Origin of the sequence: uncultured Oscillibacter sp., from assembly GCF_900544955.1 — a bacterium.
Classification (GTDB): Bacteria; Bacillota; Clostridia; order Oscillospirales; family Oscillospiraceae; genus Oscillibacter.
Genome location: NZ_UQXD01000007.1, coordinates 25,518 through 39,887, shown reverse-complemented (window position 1 = coordinate 39,887; position 14,370 = coordinate 25,518). Strand labels below are relative to the sequence as shown.

The window sequence follows — 14,370 nt, the reverse complement described above, 5'->3', positions numbered from 1 at the left end:
AGAGCCGGGCCGGAACCGTTTTCCGGCCCGTTTCTTCTTGCCCTGAGGTTTTGCATAATTTGCAGCGCTTACAGCTCCAGCCGGTTGCTCTCCCAGCGCCGCTGCAGCGTGTTGGGATTTAACTGGGACAGATAGACGATCTGCGGGTGATAGGGGTGGTCGCAGACCACAAAGGACTTGGGGAGGTCCCCGGAGATATCCAGCACCACGCCGTCCGCCTCCGCGGCGGAGAGATAGTCCCGGGTACGCTTGGAGGTGGAGCACTTGTCCAGATCAAAAATACCGATGATCCGGTGCTGCGGGACGATTTCATTTTGGCCCAGGTGCAGATACATGGCGGACTCCTTTTCGTTGCTTTTTGGCGGATTGACGGCCTGCCGGGCAGGGAGACCGCCGCCAGCGGCGAGAGTCATTCCCGGTCATCCCGTGATTACCCCGTGCTCCACGTGAAACACCTTCCCCCCCAGCAGCTGGGGCAGCCGGTCGTCCTCGCAGCAGGTGATGAACACCTGTCCCCCCGCGATGCGGTTGAGCACAAACTCCTGCCGCCGGGGATCCAGCTCGCTGAGCACGTCGTCCAGCAGCAGCACCGGATATTCGCCGGTGGCGTTTTTGTAAATCTCCCGCTCCGCCAGCTTCATGGAGAGGGCCGCCGTCCGGGTCTGGCCCTGGGAGGCAAAACTCTTGGCTTCCCGTCCGTCGATCTCCACCGCTAGATCGTCCTTGTGGGGGCCGGACAGGCACATTCTGGAGGCCCGCTCCGCCGCCTGGTGGCGCTCCATATGGCTGCGGAGCTGCTCCGTCAAAACCGCGATGTCCGCCCCGGGGTCCGTGACGGCGGAGACCGTCTCGTACCGGATGTCCAACCGCTCCCGTCCGCCGGAGCACTCCCGGTGGTGAACGGTCGCGTAGGTGTTCAGTGCCGCGGCAAACTGCTGGCGGTAGTGGATCAGCACCGCGCCGTTCCGCACCAGTCCCTCGTTGAACTCCGGCAGGGCGGCCAGCAGGTCCGGCCGCTCCTCCGCGTCCCGGAGAATCCGGGTCTTGTGCTCGTAGCAGCGGTGATAGGCCGCGAGGGCGGCGGCATACCGGGGGCGGAGTTGACATAACGCAACATTCATCAGCCGCCGCCGGGCGGCGGGGCCCTCCCGGATGAGGTACAGATCCTCCGGACAGAAAAACACCGTGTGATAGACCTCGCTGAGGGCGGCGCTGGTCTTGGCGGGCACCTGGTTCACGGATATCTTTCGCCGCCGGTTCCGGAACAGGTCCACGCGAACCTGAAACTCCCGGTCCCGGGCAAAAACCTGGGCCTGGATGCGGGCGGCATCGGCAGTAAAGCCGATCATATCCCGATCCACTCTGGCCCGGGGGGATTTTCCACAGGAGAGGTAGACCACCGCCTCCAGCAGATTGGTCTTGCCCTGGGCATTCTCCCCCAGTATCACGTTGCACCGCTCATCAAACGCCGCCGCCTGATGGCCGTAGTTCCGAAAGGACTCCAGCTCCAGCCGGTCAATCCGCATAGGAGACCGTGTAGTGCTGTCCCTGGAACCCCACATCGTCGCCGGGACGGATTTTTTTGCCCCGCATGGTGCACACCTCACCGCCCACGGTGACCTCCCCGGCCTGAATGCGGTCCTTGGCCTCCCCGCCGGAGGCCACCAGATTGGCAAATTTCAACAGGTCCTGGAGCTTGATAAACTCCGTCTGAATTACAACTGTCTTCATAACGCTCCTTTATGAATGGGCTATTTTCTGCTCTTGTACAGCTCCACCAGGCCGATCACGGACAAGATCAAGGAGACCAACACCATGGCGCCGCCCGCCGGTTCCCGGCAGGCAAAGCTGGTCATATCCGCAATCGAATTCATCCACGAGTATCCGCCGCTGCGTCCGCCGTAGAAAAAGGACGCGTAGATCCAACAGATAATCAGTCCCGCCGCCCCCAAAACCAGAAACATTCTGGCCTTTTCAATGGCCGCCCGCTGTTTTCCCGGCGGCTTTTTTCCCATTGGTCCTCTCATATATCCCGGTTATTCCGCGGATTTCAGCCGGACCGGCAGCACCATATAGAGGAAATTCTCCTCCCCGTCCACCGGCACGATGATGGCAGGGGAGACGCCGGTGTTCAGCTCGATGCGGACGGTATCGGCAGGGGCATACCGCAGGGCCTCCATCAAATACCGGTTGTTGAAGCCGATTTCCAAGCCGCCGCCGTCTCCGGAGAGGCGGCACACGTCCTTTGCCTCGCCGTTGCCGGTTTTAGCGGACAGGAGTACCTTGTCGTGGTCGAACAGGCACCGGACGGGGCTTTTCAGCTTGTCGGAGATCACCACGGACACCCGGTCGATGCTCTCAATGAGGGCCTTCGTTTCCGCCAGGACGGAAATGGGGTTTTTCCGGGGGATGGCGTTCTTATAGTCCAAAAACTCCCCCTCCAGGCGGCGGCAGATCAGCTCCGTGTCCCCCACCTCAAAGAGAATATGCCGCTTGCCCAGGGTCACGGCGGCCAGGTCCTCGGTGTCGCCGCAGATGCTCTTGACCTCGTTGAGCGCCGCGCCGGGGGCCACAAAGGAGAAGGCGCCGCCGTCAATTTTTTCCAGAGGCTCCCGCCGGACCGCCAGGCGGAACCCGTCCACCGCCACCATGGCGAGGCCCTTGTCGCTGATTTCAAACAGGGCGCCGGTGTGAACCGGGCGGCTCTCGTTGGTGGAGACGGCAAACGCCACCTCCTCGATCATGGAGCGGAGGGTCTTCTGCTGAATGGAGACGGAGTACTCGTCCTCCACCTCCGGCAGATCCGGGTAGTCCGCGGCGGACAGCCCCAGGATGTCAAAGTCCGCGTCGCCGCAGCAGAGGTGAACCATCTGCTTGTCGTCGGCGGTAAAGGTCACCACATCGTCCGGCATCCGGCGAATAATATCGCCGAAGAGCCGGGCATTGAGCACGATATCCCCGCCGGAGACCACGTCGGCGGACAGCTTGGTGCGGATGCCGGTCTGCATGTTGTAGCCGGAGACGGTGAGCTGTTCGTCCACATGGAGCAGCAGGCCCTCCAGGGCGGGGATGGAGCTCTTTTGGGCCACGGCCCGGCTGGTCACGGCGATGGCGTTTTGCAGCAGGACCTTTTCACAGGAGAATTTCATCATAAGCGCAGGCTTCCTCTCTATATAAGGGTGGTTATGTCTGTTATAACAGAAAAAAAGAACTAGGATTTAGAAAAAGCAGTCATAGAAGGAAAAACTGTGGAAAAGCCGGAAAATGTCTGATGGGACAATATTTTGCGCCTCCACCGGGGATGTGGAGGAATCGGCAGGGTTTTCCACGGCAGGGAGAACGGGGGCGGTTTTCCACAGGGAAGTTTTCCTTTTCCACGGCGGTTGTGGAGAGATTGGGGTCAGCGTTTGGCGTTGATGTTGGTCTTGATCTCCTTCACCATCTCCGCAAAGGAGGCGTCCTTTTTCATCTTCTTCTCCACCTGCTGGATGGAGTAGAGAACCGTGGAGTGGTCCCGGTTGTCGAACTCCTTGCCGATGTCGTCCAGGGAGAGGTTCGTCATGCTGCGGATGAGGTAAATGGCGATCTGCCGGGCCTGCACCGCGTCCCGGATGCGCTGTTGGCCCCGAATGACGGACTCCTCCACATTGTAGTACTTGCTGATGTAGTCCAGAATGGCCTCCGGGGTGGGGATGTACTCGTTGTTCCGCCGCAGCATGTCCTGAATGGCCCGGGAGACGGTCTCCTCGTCGGTGTCGTTGCCCAAGAGGTCCTTGAAGGCCATAATTTTGTTGATGGTCCCCTCCAGCTGGCGGACGTTGGAGGTGACGTTCTGGGCGATGTAGACGGTGATCTTGTCCGGCAGATCCAGCCCCAGCAGCGCGGCCTTGTTTTTAATGATGGCCATGCGGGTTTCAAAATCCGGCGGCGCCACGTCCACCAGGAGGCCCCACTCAAACCGGGTGCGGAGCCGGTCCTCCAGCTGGGTCATCTCGGAGGGGGGGCGGTCAGAGGTCAGCACGATCTGGCGGCCGGACTCGTAGAGGTTGTTGAAGGTGTGAAAAAACTCCTCCTGGGTCTGCTTTTTGCCGGCGATGAACTGGACGTCATCCACCAGGAGCAGGTCCGCCTGGCGGTATTTCTCCCGCATCTCAGCGGTTTTGTTGGGGCCGGCCTGGATGGCGGTCACCAGCTCGTTGGTGAGGTCGTCCCCCTTCACGTAGGCGATTTTGGCCTTGGGGTCGTTCCGGCGGATGACGTTGGCGATGGCGTAGATGAGATGGGTTTTGCCGAGGCCCGAGTCCCCATAGATCAGTAGGGGGTTGTAGTTCTGGGCCGGGTGCTCCGCCACGGCGATGGAGGCGGCGTAGGCCAGCTTGTTGGAGGGGCCCACCACGAAGGTCTCGAAGGTGAACTCGTCGGAGGTAAAGCGGTCACTTGCCTTTTTTGCCTCCCCTCCGTTTACGGCGGCAAGGCCCGCGTCGTCCAGAATGGAGACCTCGAAATCGGTGGAGAAGATGTCGTGCAGGGCGGCCTTGATGTTTTTCAGGAACAGGGATTCGATATAGCCCCGCTTAAAATCGTTGGCGCAGTGGAGGATGAATGTATTGCCTCGGATATCCACCGCCCGCAGTTCGTCGAACCAGGTGGCGATGGTGGTTTCCGAGAGCTCACGTTGCAGCTGGGACAAGACGTTGTCCCACACGTCAGCGACGGAATTCAAAGGGAAACACCTCTCTCTAGTTGAAAATGGACAAAATAAGACAGAAATATTATAGCAAAAAAGAGAGAGGGTGGCAATACATATTCTAATAATAAGCGTTGAAAAAATTTGGCGGAAAAGAGACTAGATCTTGCGTAAGTTTTTGGGTCATTCCACCAGATTTAGAGAAAATGTGCCGAAAGGGCGGGAAAAACCGCAAGTTTGCGGAAATTTCAAGTTATTCTTGACACCTTTTGAAAAAGTCTGTATACTATTCCATGCGTCGCAAGGCGTCTAGAGTAAGGTTACTGCGCCCGTCCGTCAGGAGGGGTGTCGAGTAAGCGCCGCCGCAAGGCGGCCGGAATTCTGACAGGAGGTGTCTCAACATGGCAACGAAACGTACCTATCAGCCCAAGAAGCTGCATGGCCAGAAGGTCCACGGTTTCCGCAAGAGAATGGCTACCGCCAACGGCCGCAAGGTCCTGGCCCGTCGCCGCGCCAAGGGCCGCGCCAGTCTGTCCTACTAAGCGAAACGGAACGCGCGGGAGACACTTGAACAGACGTCTTCAGGGACGGCGGGAATTCTTGGATTCCTCCGTCCCTAAAAGAGTTTCCCGCGGACAAGCATGTGCAGGCAGAGGATAGGGTGAGCAGATGAAGCGAGCGGTGACACTGAAAGAGAATCATGAGTTTCGCCGGCTGTATCAAAAGGGCGCCTCCGCCGTGGGCGGGGGTATGGTGGTGTACTGCCGGAAAAACCGGCTGGGCCGTAACCGCCTGGGGCTGACGGCCTCCGTCAAGCTGGGTCATGCCGTGGTGCGCAACCGCGCCCGGCGGCGGCTGCGGGAGGTCTACCGGCTCAACGGCTACAGGCTCCGCCAGGGGTACGACATCATCCTGGTGGCCAGGAGCAAAACCGCGACGGTCTCCTGGAGGGAGCTGAACGACACCTTTTTGCGGCTGTGCCGGAAGCTGGACTTGCTGGAGGCGGCGCCATGAAGCGGGTGTTGCTGGCTCTGGTGCGGTTTTACCGCAAGGCCGTCTCCCCCTACCGCCAGCCCTGCTGCAACTACACGCCCACCTGCTCCCAATACGCGCTGGAGGCCATTGAGAAGTACGGCGCCCTGAAGGGCGGCTATCTGGCGTTCCGGCGGATCCTGCGCTGCAATCCGTTTCACAAGGGCGGATACGACCCCGTGCCCTGAGCCCCCGGGGGAAGCCGTTCCCCCCAGTCCCCGGTTTACTACAATTTGGAGGAAGCAAGTATGTTTTCAACCATCGGATACTATATTTGTATCCCGTTCGCCTGGCTGGTCCGGTTTTTCTATGAGCTGACCGGGTCTTACGGCGTGGCCATCATTCTCTTTACGCTGGTGATCAAGCTCATCATGCTGCCCTTCCAGATGAAGTCCAAGAAGAGCATGATGCGCATGAGCCGGATGTCCGGCCGGATGCAGGAGATTCAGAAGAAGTACGCCAACAACCAGGCGAAGATGGGCGAGGAGATGCAAAAGCTCTATGCCGAGGAGGGCGTCAGCCCCATGGGCGGCTGCCTGTGGAGCTTCCTGCCCCTGCCCATCCTGATCGCCCTGTACTCCATCATCCGCCAGCCCGTCACCCACTTCATGATGCTGTCGGAGGATGTGATGTACAGCATCATCAACCATCTGGCGGGCACCGGCGCGTCGGTTGCCAACATCGTCCGGGTGGCGGAGGACGGCGCCATGGAGCTGGGCAAAAACGGCCTGCCCCAGCTGCTGCCCTACGGCCAGATCAACCTGGTGAAGGAGATCACCTCCCAGCTGCCGGACTACGGCGCCAGCGTGGATGGCTGGATCAACATGAACTACAACTTCCTGGGCCTGGACCTGACCGCCAATCCCAGCACCGGTTTTACAAACTTTACCCTGGGCTGGGCCTGTATCGGTTTGTTGCTGATCCCCATTCTGGCCGGCGGCTCCCAGTTCCTGCTCTCCCGCATCACCATGAAGCAGCAGCCCCAGCAGGAGGGCCCCGCCGCCCGCTCCACCAAGAGCATGATGTACATGATGCCCCTGTTCTCCGTGTATATCGCCTTTATCATGCCGGCGGCCCTGGGCATTTACTGGATTGCCCAGAGCGGCTTCTCCGTGATTCAGGAAGTGATTCTGGGGAAGTTTTTCAACAAAAAGCTGGAGGAAGAGGAAGCCGCCCGCTATGAGGCCCGCCAGTCGGACCGGCAGCGCCGGATGGAGGAGGCCAAAGCCCTCCAGGAGCAGCGCAAACAGCAGGCGGAACAGAAGCAGAGCCTGAAGGAGAAGCGGAAGGCCGCCCAGGAGGCCAAGGCCCTGAAGGCGAAGAAGGCCGGGAGCAGCACCACGGAGGCGGGCCGTATCGGCGACCGCCCCTATGCCAGAGGCCGCGCTTACCGGGAAGAACGCTACGAGAGCGAAGATTGAGTGAGGAACCGTTATGAGAGAGTTTATCGATGTAACGGGCAAGAATGAGGAAGAGGCCATCAGCAAGGCGCTGGCGCAGCTTGGCCTCGACCGGGATGATGTGTCCGTTGAGATTCTGGAACGCGCCAAGTCCGGTTTCCTGGGTCTTGGCAGCTGTCCCGCCAAGGTGCGGGTGAGCTATGGCCCCGACGAGGAGCCCGCCGCTCCCCAGGAGGCGCCCTCCGCGGCCAGCGTGGAGACCGTCCGGGAAAAAGCGGTTGAACAGCCGGCGGAGCGCCCCGCGGAAGTGCCTGCGGAGAAGCCCGCCGCCAAGCAGGCGGCGCCGGCAAAGGCCCCCGCCGCCCGCCCGTCCGCCCCCGCCCCTGCACTGGAGACGGAGGAGGAAGTGGACGACGAAAAGGCCCAGGCCATTAAGGCCTTCCTCACCGGGCTGCTGGCCCAGATGGAGAGCAGCGCCGAGATCCGGGTGTATCTGCCGGAGAAGGGCCGCTACCGGGTGCTGCTGGTGGGCCAGGGACTGGGCGGCCTTATCGGCCGCCGGGGCGAGACCCTGGACGCCATCCAGCAGCTGACCAGCTATGCCGTGAATCGCACCGGCGGCCGGGTCCGGGTCCAGCTGGACGCGGAGGGATACCGGGAGAAGCGGGAGCAGAGCTTGCAGAGCCTGGCCCGGAAGGTGGCGGGGAAGGTGGTCAAGTACCGCCGCAGCGTCACCCTGGAGCCCATGAACGCCTACGAGCGGCATGTGATTCACACCGCCCTCCAGGATGTGCCCGGCGTCACCACCTATTCCACCGGCACCGACCCCAACCGGCGGGTCATTGTGGCCTACGACCGGGACAAAAAGTGAAAAAAGCCGTCCGGAGCGCTGCTTCGGACGGCTTTTTTTTTGCATTCCGTGACAAACGGCCCCGCCGGGTCGTATGATAAGTACCAGGATGTTGAAGAAAACAGGGGAAGGCCATGGAACGAACGGAATTTAACCAAGCGGCGGCAGTCTATCAAGATATGGTGTACCGCATCGCCCTGCACTACTTTGCCAACCGGCCCGACGCGGAGGACGCGGTGCAGGAGGTGTTTTTGCGCCTGTACACCCGGCAGGACCCCTTCGCGGGAGAGGAGCATCTCCGCCGCTGGTTGATGCGGGTGACGGTGAACGTCTGCAAGGATGCCTTGAAAAGTGCCTGGCGCCGGCGGCGGGTGTCTCTGGAGGAGGTGCCGGAGACGCCGGTGTTTCAGGAGGACTCCCAGGCGGAGCTGTACCGGGCGGTGATGGAACTGCCGGAGAAGTACCGGACGGTACTGAACCTCTTTTACTATGAGGAGCTGTCGGTCCGGGAGATCGCGCAGGTGCTGGAGGTGAAGGAGACCGCGGTGACCACCCGGCTGTCCCGGGCCCGGGACAGGCTGCGGCAAAGGCTGACGGAGGAGGTGTGGCGGAATGGAGAATAGGCGGCTGTATCAGGAGACCTTTTCGCAGGTCCACTCCACTGCGGAGATCGGTTGGGAGGCATATGAGGCCATGGGGCGGAGGCGGAGGAGCAAAAAAAGGTGGGTGCCGCTGGCGGCGGTACTTGTACTGCTGGGGGCGGTGACCACCGTGGCGGCGGCCACCGGATGGTTTGGCCTGCGGGAGCTTCTGCTGCCCGCCGGGCCGGAGGAGGAAACCGCGCCGGCCGATGTCATCAGCCTTCAGGGCTATGGGGATAGTCCCGAGGGAAAGGCCTTGGCGGAGTGGGAGGCCTTTTTGGCGAAGTACGACGCGGACGGAGAGATTTTGGAGAGCGTCGGAAACGGCCCCACCGGACTGGAGGGGGAACTCAGCGCCGGATATTACGGCGTCTACACCCCAGAGATGTTGGAAGCGCTGCGCGCCATCGCCGGAAAATACGGTTTGAACCTCCATACCGAGATGAACATGGTAGACCACGACGAGCTCTGCCGCCGGGTGGGCGGGGAGTTTCTGGCGGAAAACCACCAAAAATTCTGGGCCTACCTCTACGAAGATGGGACTTTCCAAACCGACGGCGGCGCGGTGCTGCCGGGCCTGGGCGCCGTGGACTATCAACTCCGCCGGTCAGTGAAGGGCACCTTCGATGAAGTGACGCTGCACATCGGCGCCGTGGGGGAATACCGGGAGCAGGCCTATGAGACGGCCGGCGGCGGGACGGTGACGCTGGCCCTGGGTCCCGGCAAGGCGCTGATTTTGGGGGACTTTTCAGCTTGCCTTGTGGCGGTGAACGTGCTCTCGGGGACCAGCAGCGGTCTTACCATGGAGGACTTGGAATCGCTGGCAGACGGGATTCGCTTCGACGTGCTCCAAGCGGTGACGCCCCCGGAGATGACCGGGGATTCCCAGGCCCAGGCGGGGCTGACGGCGGAGCTGTTTTACGCGGCCACCGCCATGGAGGAGCCCGCCGCCCAGGCCTTTTACCGCCGGTTCCGCCAGGCGGTGGAGGAGGACCGCCGCTTGGACGCGGCAGAGATGATCGTCTGGCCCCGGCTGGTGACTACGGCGGACGGGGAGGAGTGGACGGTGGCGTCGGCGGAGGACTTCCTGCCGCTATACGGCCAGATGTTCACCCCCGGGCTGCTGGAGGAGATGTCGAGAAACCAGTACACCGAGGACCGGGCGGATTTGATTCCCCACGACGGCATGGTGGGGGCGGCGGGGGGCTGCGTATGGTTTGCCCTGATGGAGGACGGGCAGATCGCGGTGACGACGGTTCAAAGCCCGGACGGCGGAAGCATCCGCTATGACGGCCCCGCTGGCGTCACGGCGGGATAGCGCTTGACAAGCGGGGAAAAACGTGATACAGTTCTCACGATATCCAAAAGGCTGTGACAGGGAACAGTATCCCATTGATCCCGGAAAAGAGAGAGGACGGCTGGTGCGAGTCCTTGCGGGAGAGGGGAGAAGGCGCCCTGGAGCCGCGGAGCGGAAATGCTTCGCCGGGCCCCGCCGTTACCGGGCAGAGTGTCCCCCACCGGGGAAATTCAGGTGGAACCACGGACTGCGAGCAGTTCGCCCTGAGCCAAGACGGCTCAGGGCGTTTTTTTCGTCCTGTGCCGGACGATCATCGAAGGAGAAGGAGACGTTATCATGGAAAACCAGCAGAAAACCATGGAAAAAATTGTGGCCCTGTGCAAGGGCCGGGGATTTGTGTTCCCCGGCAGCGAGATTTACGGAGGCCTGGCCAACAGCTGGGACTACGGCCCCCTGGGCGTGGAGCTGAAGAACAACGTGAAGCGGGCCTGGTGGAAGAAATTCGTCCAGGAGAACCCCTACAACGTGGGGCTGGACGCCGCGATTTTGATGAACCCCGAGGTGTGGGTGGCCTCCGGCCACGTGGCCACCTTCAACGACCCCCTCATCGACTGCAAGGCCTGCAAAATGCGCCACCGGGCGGACAAGCTGGTGGAGGCCTATGTGAATGAAAACGGCCTGGACGTCAACGTGGAGGCCATGACCCAGGAGGACCTGGTGGCCTTCATCCGGGAGAAGCAGGTCCCCTGCCCCGGCTGCGGCAAGAGCGATTTCACCGACATCCGGAAGTTTAACCTGATGTTCAAAACCCACCAGGGCGTCACCGAGGACAACGCCAACGAGGTCTACCTCCGCCCGGAGACCGCTCAGGGCATCTTTGTCAACTTCCCCGCCATCCAGCGCACCACCCGCCGCAAGCTGCCCTTCGGCGTGTGCCAGGTGGGCAAGAGCTTCCGCAACGAGATCACCCCGGGCAACTTCATCTTCCGCATCCGGGAGTTTGAGCAGATGGAGCTGGAGTTCTTCTGCAAGCCCGACACGGACCTGGAGTGGTTCCAGTATTGGCGGACCTACTGCCACGACTGGCTCATCGGCCTGAACGTGAAGGAGGAGAACCTGCGGCTGCGGGACCACGAGCCCGAGGAGCTGGCCTTCTACTCCAAGGCCACCACGGACTTTGAGTACCGCTTCCCCTTCGGCTGGGGCGAGCTGTGGGGCGTGGCGGACCGAACCAACTACGACCTCAAGCAGCACCAGGAGCACTCCGGCCAGGATTTGACCTACTTCGACCAGGAGAAGAACGAGCACTATATCCCCTACGTCATCGAGCCCTCCCTGGGCGCTGACCGGATGACCCTGGCCCTGCTGGTGGAGGCCTACGACGAGGAAGTGGTGGACGCGGCCAAGAACGACACCCGGGTGGTCATGCGCTTCCATCCCGCCATCGCCCCCTTCAAGGTGGCGGTGCTGCCCCTGAGCAAGAAGCTGGGCGACAAGGCCCGGGAGATTCAGGCAGAGCTGTCCAAGGAGTGGATGGTGGACTACGACGACACCGGCTCCATCGGCAAGCGCTACCGCCGGGAGGACGAGATCGGCACCCCCTACTGCGTCACCGTGGACTTTGACACCGTGGGCGACGGGGAGAAGGCCGGTGACAACTGCGTCACCGTCCGGGACCGGGACACCATGGAGCAGGTGCGCCTGCCCATCGCGGAGCTGAAGGCGTATCTGGCGGAAAAGCTGGCTTACTGAGCGCCGCAGACAGGAAAAAGCCGTCCTCCGAGAGGACGGCTTTTCCACAAGGAAAGGGGAGAACCTCCCACGGACAATCTGATTTTCAGCCTCAACGCCACCGTTCCGGTGTTTTCCATGATGGTGCTGGGGTACCTGCTGCACAACAAGACCCGGCTGCTGGACAGCCGCTTCGCCGACTGCCTGAACACCTTCGTCTTTCAGGTGGCTCTGCCGGTGCAGCTCTTTCAAAATCTGGCCACCTCCGATTTCCACACCATCTGGAACGGCGGCGTGGTGGTCTTCTGCTTTGTGACCAGCCTGCTGTCCATTTTGCTGCTGCTGGGGCTGTCCTTCCTCCTGCGGGAGACGGGGCTGCGGGCGGAGTTCATCCAGGCGGGCTACCGGGGCAGCCAGGCGCTGCTGGGAACCGCGCTGATGCAGAACATCTACGGGAGCTCCGGCCCCCTGGCGCTGGTGCTCATCGGCGCGGTGCCGCTGTACAACGTGGCGGCGGTGCTGCTGCTGACGCTGATGGTGCCCGGCGGCCGCCTGGACCGGAAGGCCCTGGGGAAGGCGGCAAAGGGGATTGTCACCAATCCCATCATTCTGGGCATCGCCGTGGGGCTGCTGTGGTCCCTGCTGAAGATTCCACAGCCGGTGATCCTCCAGCGGTCGGTCTCCTCCCTTGCGGCCACCGCCACGCCGCTGGGCCTGCTGGCCCTGGGCGCCTCCATCGAGCCGCGGAAGGTCTTGGGCTGCTGGAAGCCCACGGTGGTGAGCAGCGTCTTCAAGCTGCTGGTCTTTGGGGCGCTGTTCCTCCCCGTGGCCATCCACCTGGGCTACCGGGGGGAGGTGCTGGTGGTGATTTTGATTATGCTGGCCTCTCCCGCCACGGTGAGCTGCTTTAACATGGCCCGCAGCATGGGTCACGAGGGGACCCTCAGCGCCGGAACAGTGGTGCTGACCACCGTTTGCAGCGCGTTTACCTTCACGCTGTGGTTGTACATCCTGCGGACACTGGCCCTGATCTGAACCCTCCAAAGCCCCGGCCCGCCAAAGGCCGGGGCTTTTTGGCGGGAGGAGGGGGAACTCTTGTGAGTTGTTCTAAAAAGGGTCGACCTTTTTCCACGAAATGACCTGGGGTCCCCTCTTGAATTTCTAACAGATTTTTTATATGATAAAAATACAAAAACTGTTTTCCCGGACAAAAAATTTTGTAGATGGAGGGAGCGTCCGGGAGACGGGGAAAAGAGGGAGAACTATGGAAAAGCTATTCAAGCTGAAGGAGAACGGCACCACCGTCCGCACGGAGATTCTGGCCGGTCTCACCACCTTTATGACCATGGCCTACATCATCGCGCTGAACCCGAATTTGCTGACCAATTTTGATGTGGGGTCCTCGCTGTGGAACGGCGTGTTCCTGGCCACCTGCATCGCCTCCGCCATCGCCATGTTCTGCATGGCCTTCCTGGCCAACAAGCCCTTTGCCCTGGCGCCGGGCATGGGACTGAACAGCTTCTTCGCGGTGGTGGTGGCCAACGTGGCGGCCCTCACCGGCATGACCTATGTGGAGAGCTTTCAGGCCGCCCTGGTCATCATCCTGGTGGAGGGCATCGTGTTCATCGCCCTGTCCCTTCTGAACATCCGGGAGAAGATTGTGGAGGCCATCCCCCTGGGCGTCCGCCTGGGCATCGCCCCCGCCATCGGCATCATGCTGATGAACATTGGCCTGGGCTCCAACGCCGGCGTCTACTCCGAGACCGGCGGCCCCTTCTTCGTCATGCGGGACTTCTTCGGCGCCCTGACCCCCAGCGTGGCCCAGACCAACATGGGCTCCGGTTACAGCGCCATGGTGCTGGCCGTGGTGACCATGTTCATCGGCCTGTTCGTCATTGTGATTCTGGCGAAGAAGGGCATCAGGGCCGCGGTGCTCATCGGCATGCTGGCGGCCTCCGTGATCTACTGGGCGGGGGAGGCCCTGTTCCTGGGCATCAGCCCCTTCGCCTCCCTGGCCACCGCCTCCTTTGTCCCGCCGGTGGCGGACATGGTGGAGACCACCCTCTTTAAGTTCAACTTCCAGGGCTTCCTGGACATCGGCTGGTTTACCGCCATCACCCTGGTCATCACCTTCTGCATGATCGACATGTTCGACACCATCGGCACCCTGGTGGGCACCGCCTCCCGGGCCGGGATGGTGGACAAGGACGGCAACATGCCCAACATGAAGGAGGCCCTGCTGTCCGACGCCATCGGCACCGTGGCCGGCGCCTGCGCGGGCACCTCCACCGTGACCACCTATGTGGAGTCCGCCTCCGGCGTGGAGGCCGGCGGCCGCACCGGCCTGACGGCCCTCACCACCGGTGTGCTGTTCCTGGCCTGCATGTTCATCGCCCCGGTGGCGGCCATCATCCCCGCCGCCGCCACCTCCTCCGCCCTGATCTATGTGGGCGTGCTGATGCTGATGGGCCTGAAGAACGTGCACTTCGACGATATGGACCAGATGGTGCCCGTGGCGCTGATGCTCATCGGCATGCCCGTCTCCGGCTCCATCGGCCACGCCATCGGCCTGGGCCTCATCTCCTACACCGTCATCAAGGTGTTCTCCGGCAAGGCCAAGGACGTCTCTGTCCTGACCTACGTCATCTCCGCGCTGTTCCTGGTGAAGTTCTTCCTGGTTGCCTGACGCGCCGGGAAAAAGACAGAGGCCTGCCGCTTGAAGCGGCAGGCCC

The 14,370-nt window shown here is 61.8% G+C and carries 16 protein-coding genes and 1 other annotated feature; of the genes, 10 read left to right on the top strand and 6 right to left on the bottom strand.

Going from position 1 to position 14,370, the window contains the following annotated elements:
- Window positions 1–68: 68 nt before the first annotated feature.
- The 6 genes from remB to dnaA all read right to left on the bottom strand — a co-directional run bounded on the left by remB (window position 69) and on the right by dnaA (window position 4,723).
- Window positions 69–335: an extracellular matrix regulator RemB gene (gene remB / locus QZS21_RS03100; protein WP_295580158.1), complete on the bottom strand. Its 267-nt coding sequence runs from the start codon at window positions 333–335 to the stop codon at window positions 69–71.
- An 84-nt stretch (window positions 336–419) separates the two neighbouring features.
- A complete protein-coding gene (gene recF, locus QZS21_RS03095; RefSeq protein ID WP_295580156.1) occupies window positions 420–1,526 on the bottom strand; it encodes a DNA replication/repair protein RecF in 1,107 nt (368 codons plus the stop codon).
- Window positions 1,516–1,731 carry an RNA-binding S4 domain-containing protein gene (locus QZS21_RS03090; protein ID WP_295580153.1) on the bottom strand — a complete coding sequence of 72 codons (216 nt, stop codon included), beginning with the start codon at window positions 1,729–1,731 and terminating at the stop codon, window positions 1,516–1,518. The genes recF and QZS21_RS03090 overlap by 11 nt, the downstream gene beginning before the upstream one ends.
- Window positions 1,732–1,751: 20 nt before the next feature.
- Complete coding sequence (locus tag QZS21_RS03085) at window positions 1,752–1,874, bottom strand: hypothetical protein (RefSeq protein ID WP_295580147.1); 123 nt, start codon at window positions 1,872–1,874, stop codon at window positions 1,752–1,754.
- Window positions 1,875–2,036: 162 nt separating this feature from the next.
- A complete protein-coding gene (dnaN, locus tag QZS21_RS03080) occupies window positions 2,037–3,152 on the bottom strand; it encodes a DNA polymerase III subunit beta (RefSeq protein WP_295580140.1) in 1,116 nt (371 codons plus the stop codon).
- Window positions 3,153–3,400: 248 nt separating this feature from the next.
- Window positions 3,401–4,723 (bottom strand): chromosomal replication initiator protein DnaA, encoded by a 1,323-nt coding sequence (gene dnaA / locus QZS21_RS03075; protein WP_295580138.1) that lies wholly within the window; start codon window positions 4,721–4,723, stop codon window positions 3,401–3,403.
- A gap of 365 nt (window positions 4,724–5,088) precedes the next feature.
- Between dnaA and rpmH the strand changes: the two genes are divergently transcribed.
- The 10 genes from rpmH to QZS21_RS03025 all read left to right on the top strand — a co-directional run bounded on the left by rpmH (window position 5,089) and on the right by QZS21_RS03025 (window position 14,324).
- Window positions 5,089–5,229 carry a 50S ribosomal protein L34 gene (gene rpmH, locus QZS21_RS03070; protein ID WP_295580136.1) on the top strand — a complete coding sequence of 47 codons (141 nt, stop codon included), beginning with the start codon at window positions 5,089–5,091 and terminating at the stop codon, window positions 5,227–5,229.
- 127 nt (window positions 5,230–5,356) lie between these two features.
- Window positions 5,357–5,701 carry a ribonuclease P protein component gene (gene rnpA / locus QZS21_RS03065; RefSeq protein ID WP_295580134.1) on the top strand — a complete coding sequence of 115 codons (345 nt, stop codon included), beginning with the start codon at window positions 5,357–5,359 and terminating at the stop codon, window positions 5,699–5,701.
- Window positions 5,698–5,907, top strand: coding sequence for a membrane protein insertion efficiency factor YidD (gene yidD, locus QZS21_RS03060; RefSeq protein WP_295580132.1), 210 nt, complete (start codon window positions 5,698–5,700; stop codon window positions 5,905–5,907). Before rnpA ends, yidD begins: the two co-directional genes overlap by 4 nt.
- 60 nt (window positions 5,908–5,967) lie before the next feature.
- Window positions 5,968–7,140 carry a YidC/Oxa1 family membrane protein insertase gene (gene yidC, locus QZS21_RS03055; protein ID WP_295580130.1) on the top strand — a complete coding sequence of 391 codons (1,173 nt, stop codon included), beginning with the start codon at window positions 5,968–5,970 and terminating at the stop codon, window positions 7,138–7,140.
- A 13-nt stretch (window positions 7,141–7,153) separates the two neighbouring features.
- Window positions 7,154–7,990, top strand: a complete 837-nt coding sequence (gene jag / locus QZS21_RS03050; protein ID WP_295580128.1) for an RNA-binding cell elongation regulator Jag/EloR — start codon at window positions 7,154–7,156, stop codon at window positions 7,988–7,990.
- A gap of 113 nt (window positions 7,991–8,103) precedes the next feature.
- Window positions 8,104–8,592, top strand: a complete 489-nt coding sequence (locus tag QZS21_RS03045; RefSeq protein WP_295580126.1) for an RNA polymerase sigma factor — start codon at window positions 8,104–8,106, stop codon at window positions 8,590–8,592.
- Window positions 8,582–9,928 carry a hypothetical protein gene (locus QZS21_RS03040; RefSeq protein WP_295580124.1) on the top strand — a complete coding sequence of 449 codons (1,347 nt, stop codon included), beginning with the start codon at window positions 8,582–8,584 and terminating at the stop codon, window positions 9,926–9,928. Before QZS21_RS03045 ends, QZS21_RS03040 begins: the two co-directional genes overlap by 11 nt.
- A 44-nt stretch (window positions 9,929–9,972) precedes the next feature.
- Window positions 9,973–10,176 (top strand) — a binding site (T-box leader).
- Window positions 10,177–10,243: 67 nt separating this feature from the next.
- Window positions 10,244–11,659, top strand: coding sequence for a glycine--tRNA ligase (locus QZS21_RS03035; protein WP_295580120.1), 1,416 nt, complete (start codon window positions 10,244–10,246; stop codon window positions 11,657–11,659).
- A 78-nt stretch (window positions 11,660–11,737) separates the two neighbouring features.
- On the top strand, window positions 11,738–12,673 hold the full coding sequence (locus tag QZS21_RS03030) for an AEC family transporter (protein ID WP_295580225.1): 936 nt from the start codon (window positions 11,738–11,740) through the stop codon (window positions 12,671–12,673).
- A gap of 229 nt (window positions 12,674–12,902) precedes the next feature.
- Window positions 12,903–14,324, top strand: coding sequence for an NCS2 family permease (locus QZS21_RS03025; protein WP_295580117.1), 1,422 nt, complete (start codon window positions 12,903–12,905; stop codon window positions 14,322–14,324).
- The last annotated feature ends 46 nt before the right edge of the window (window positions 14,325–14,370 follow it).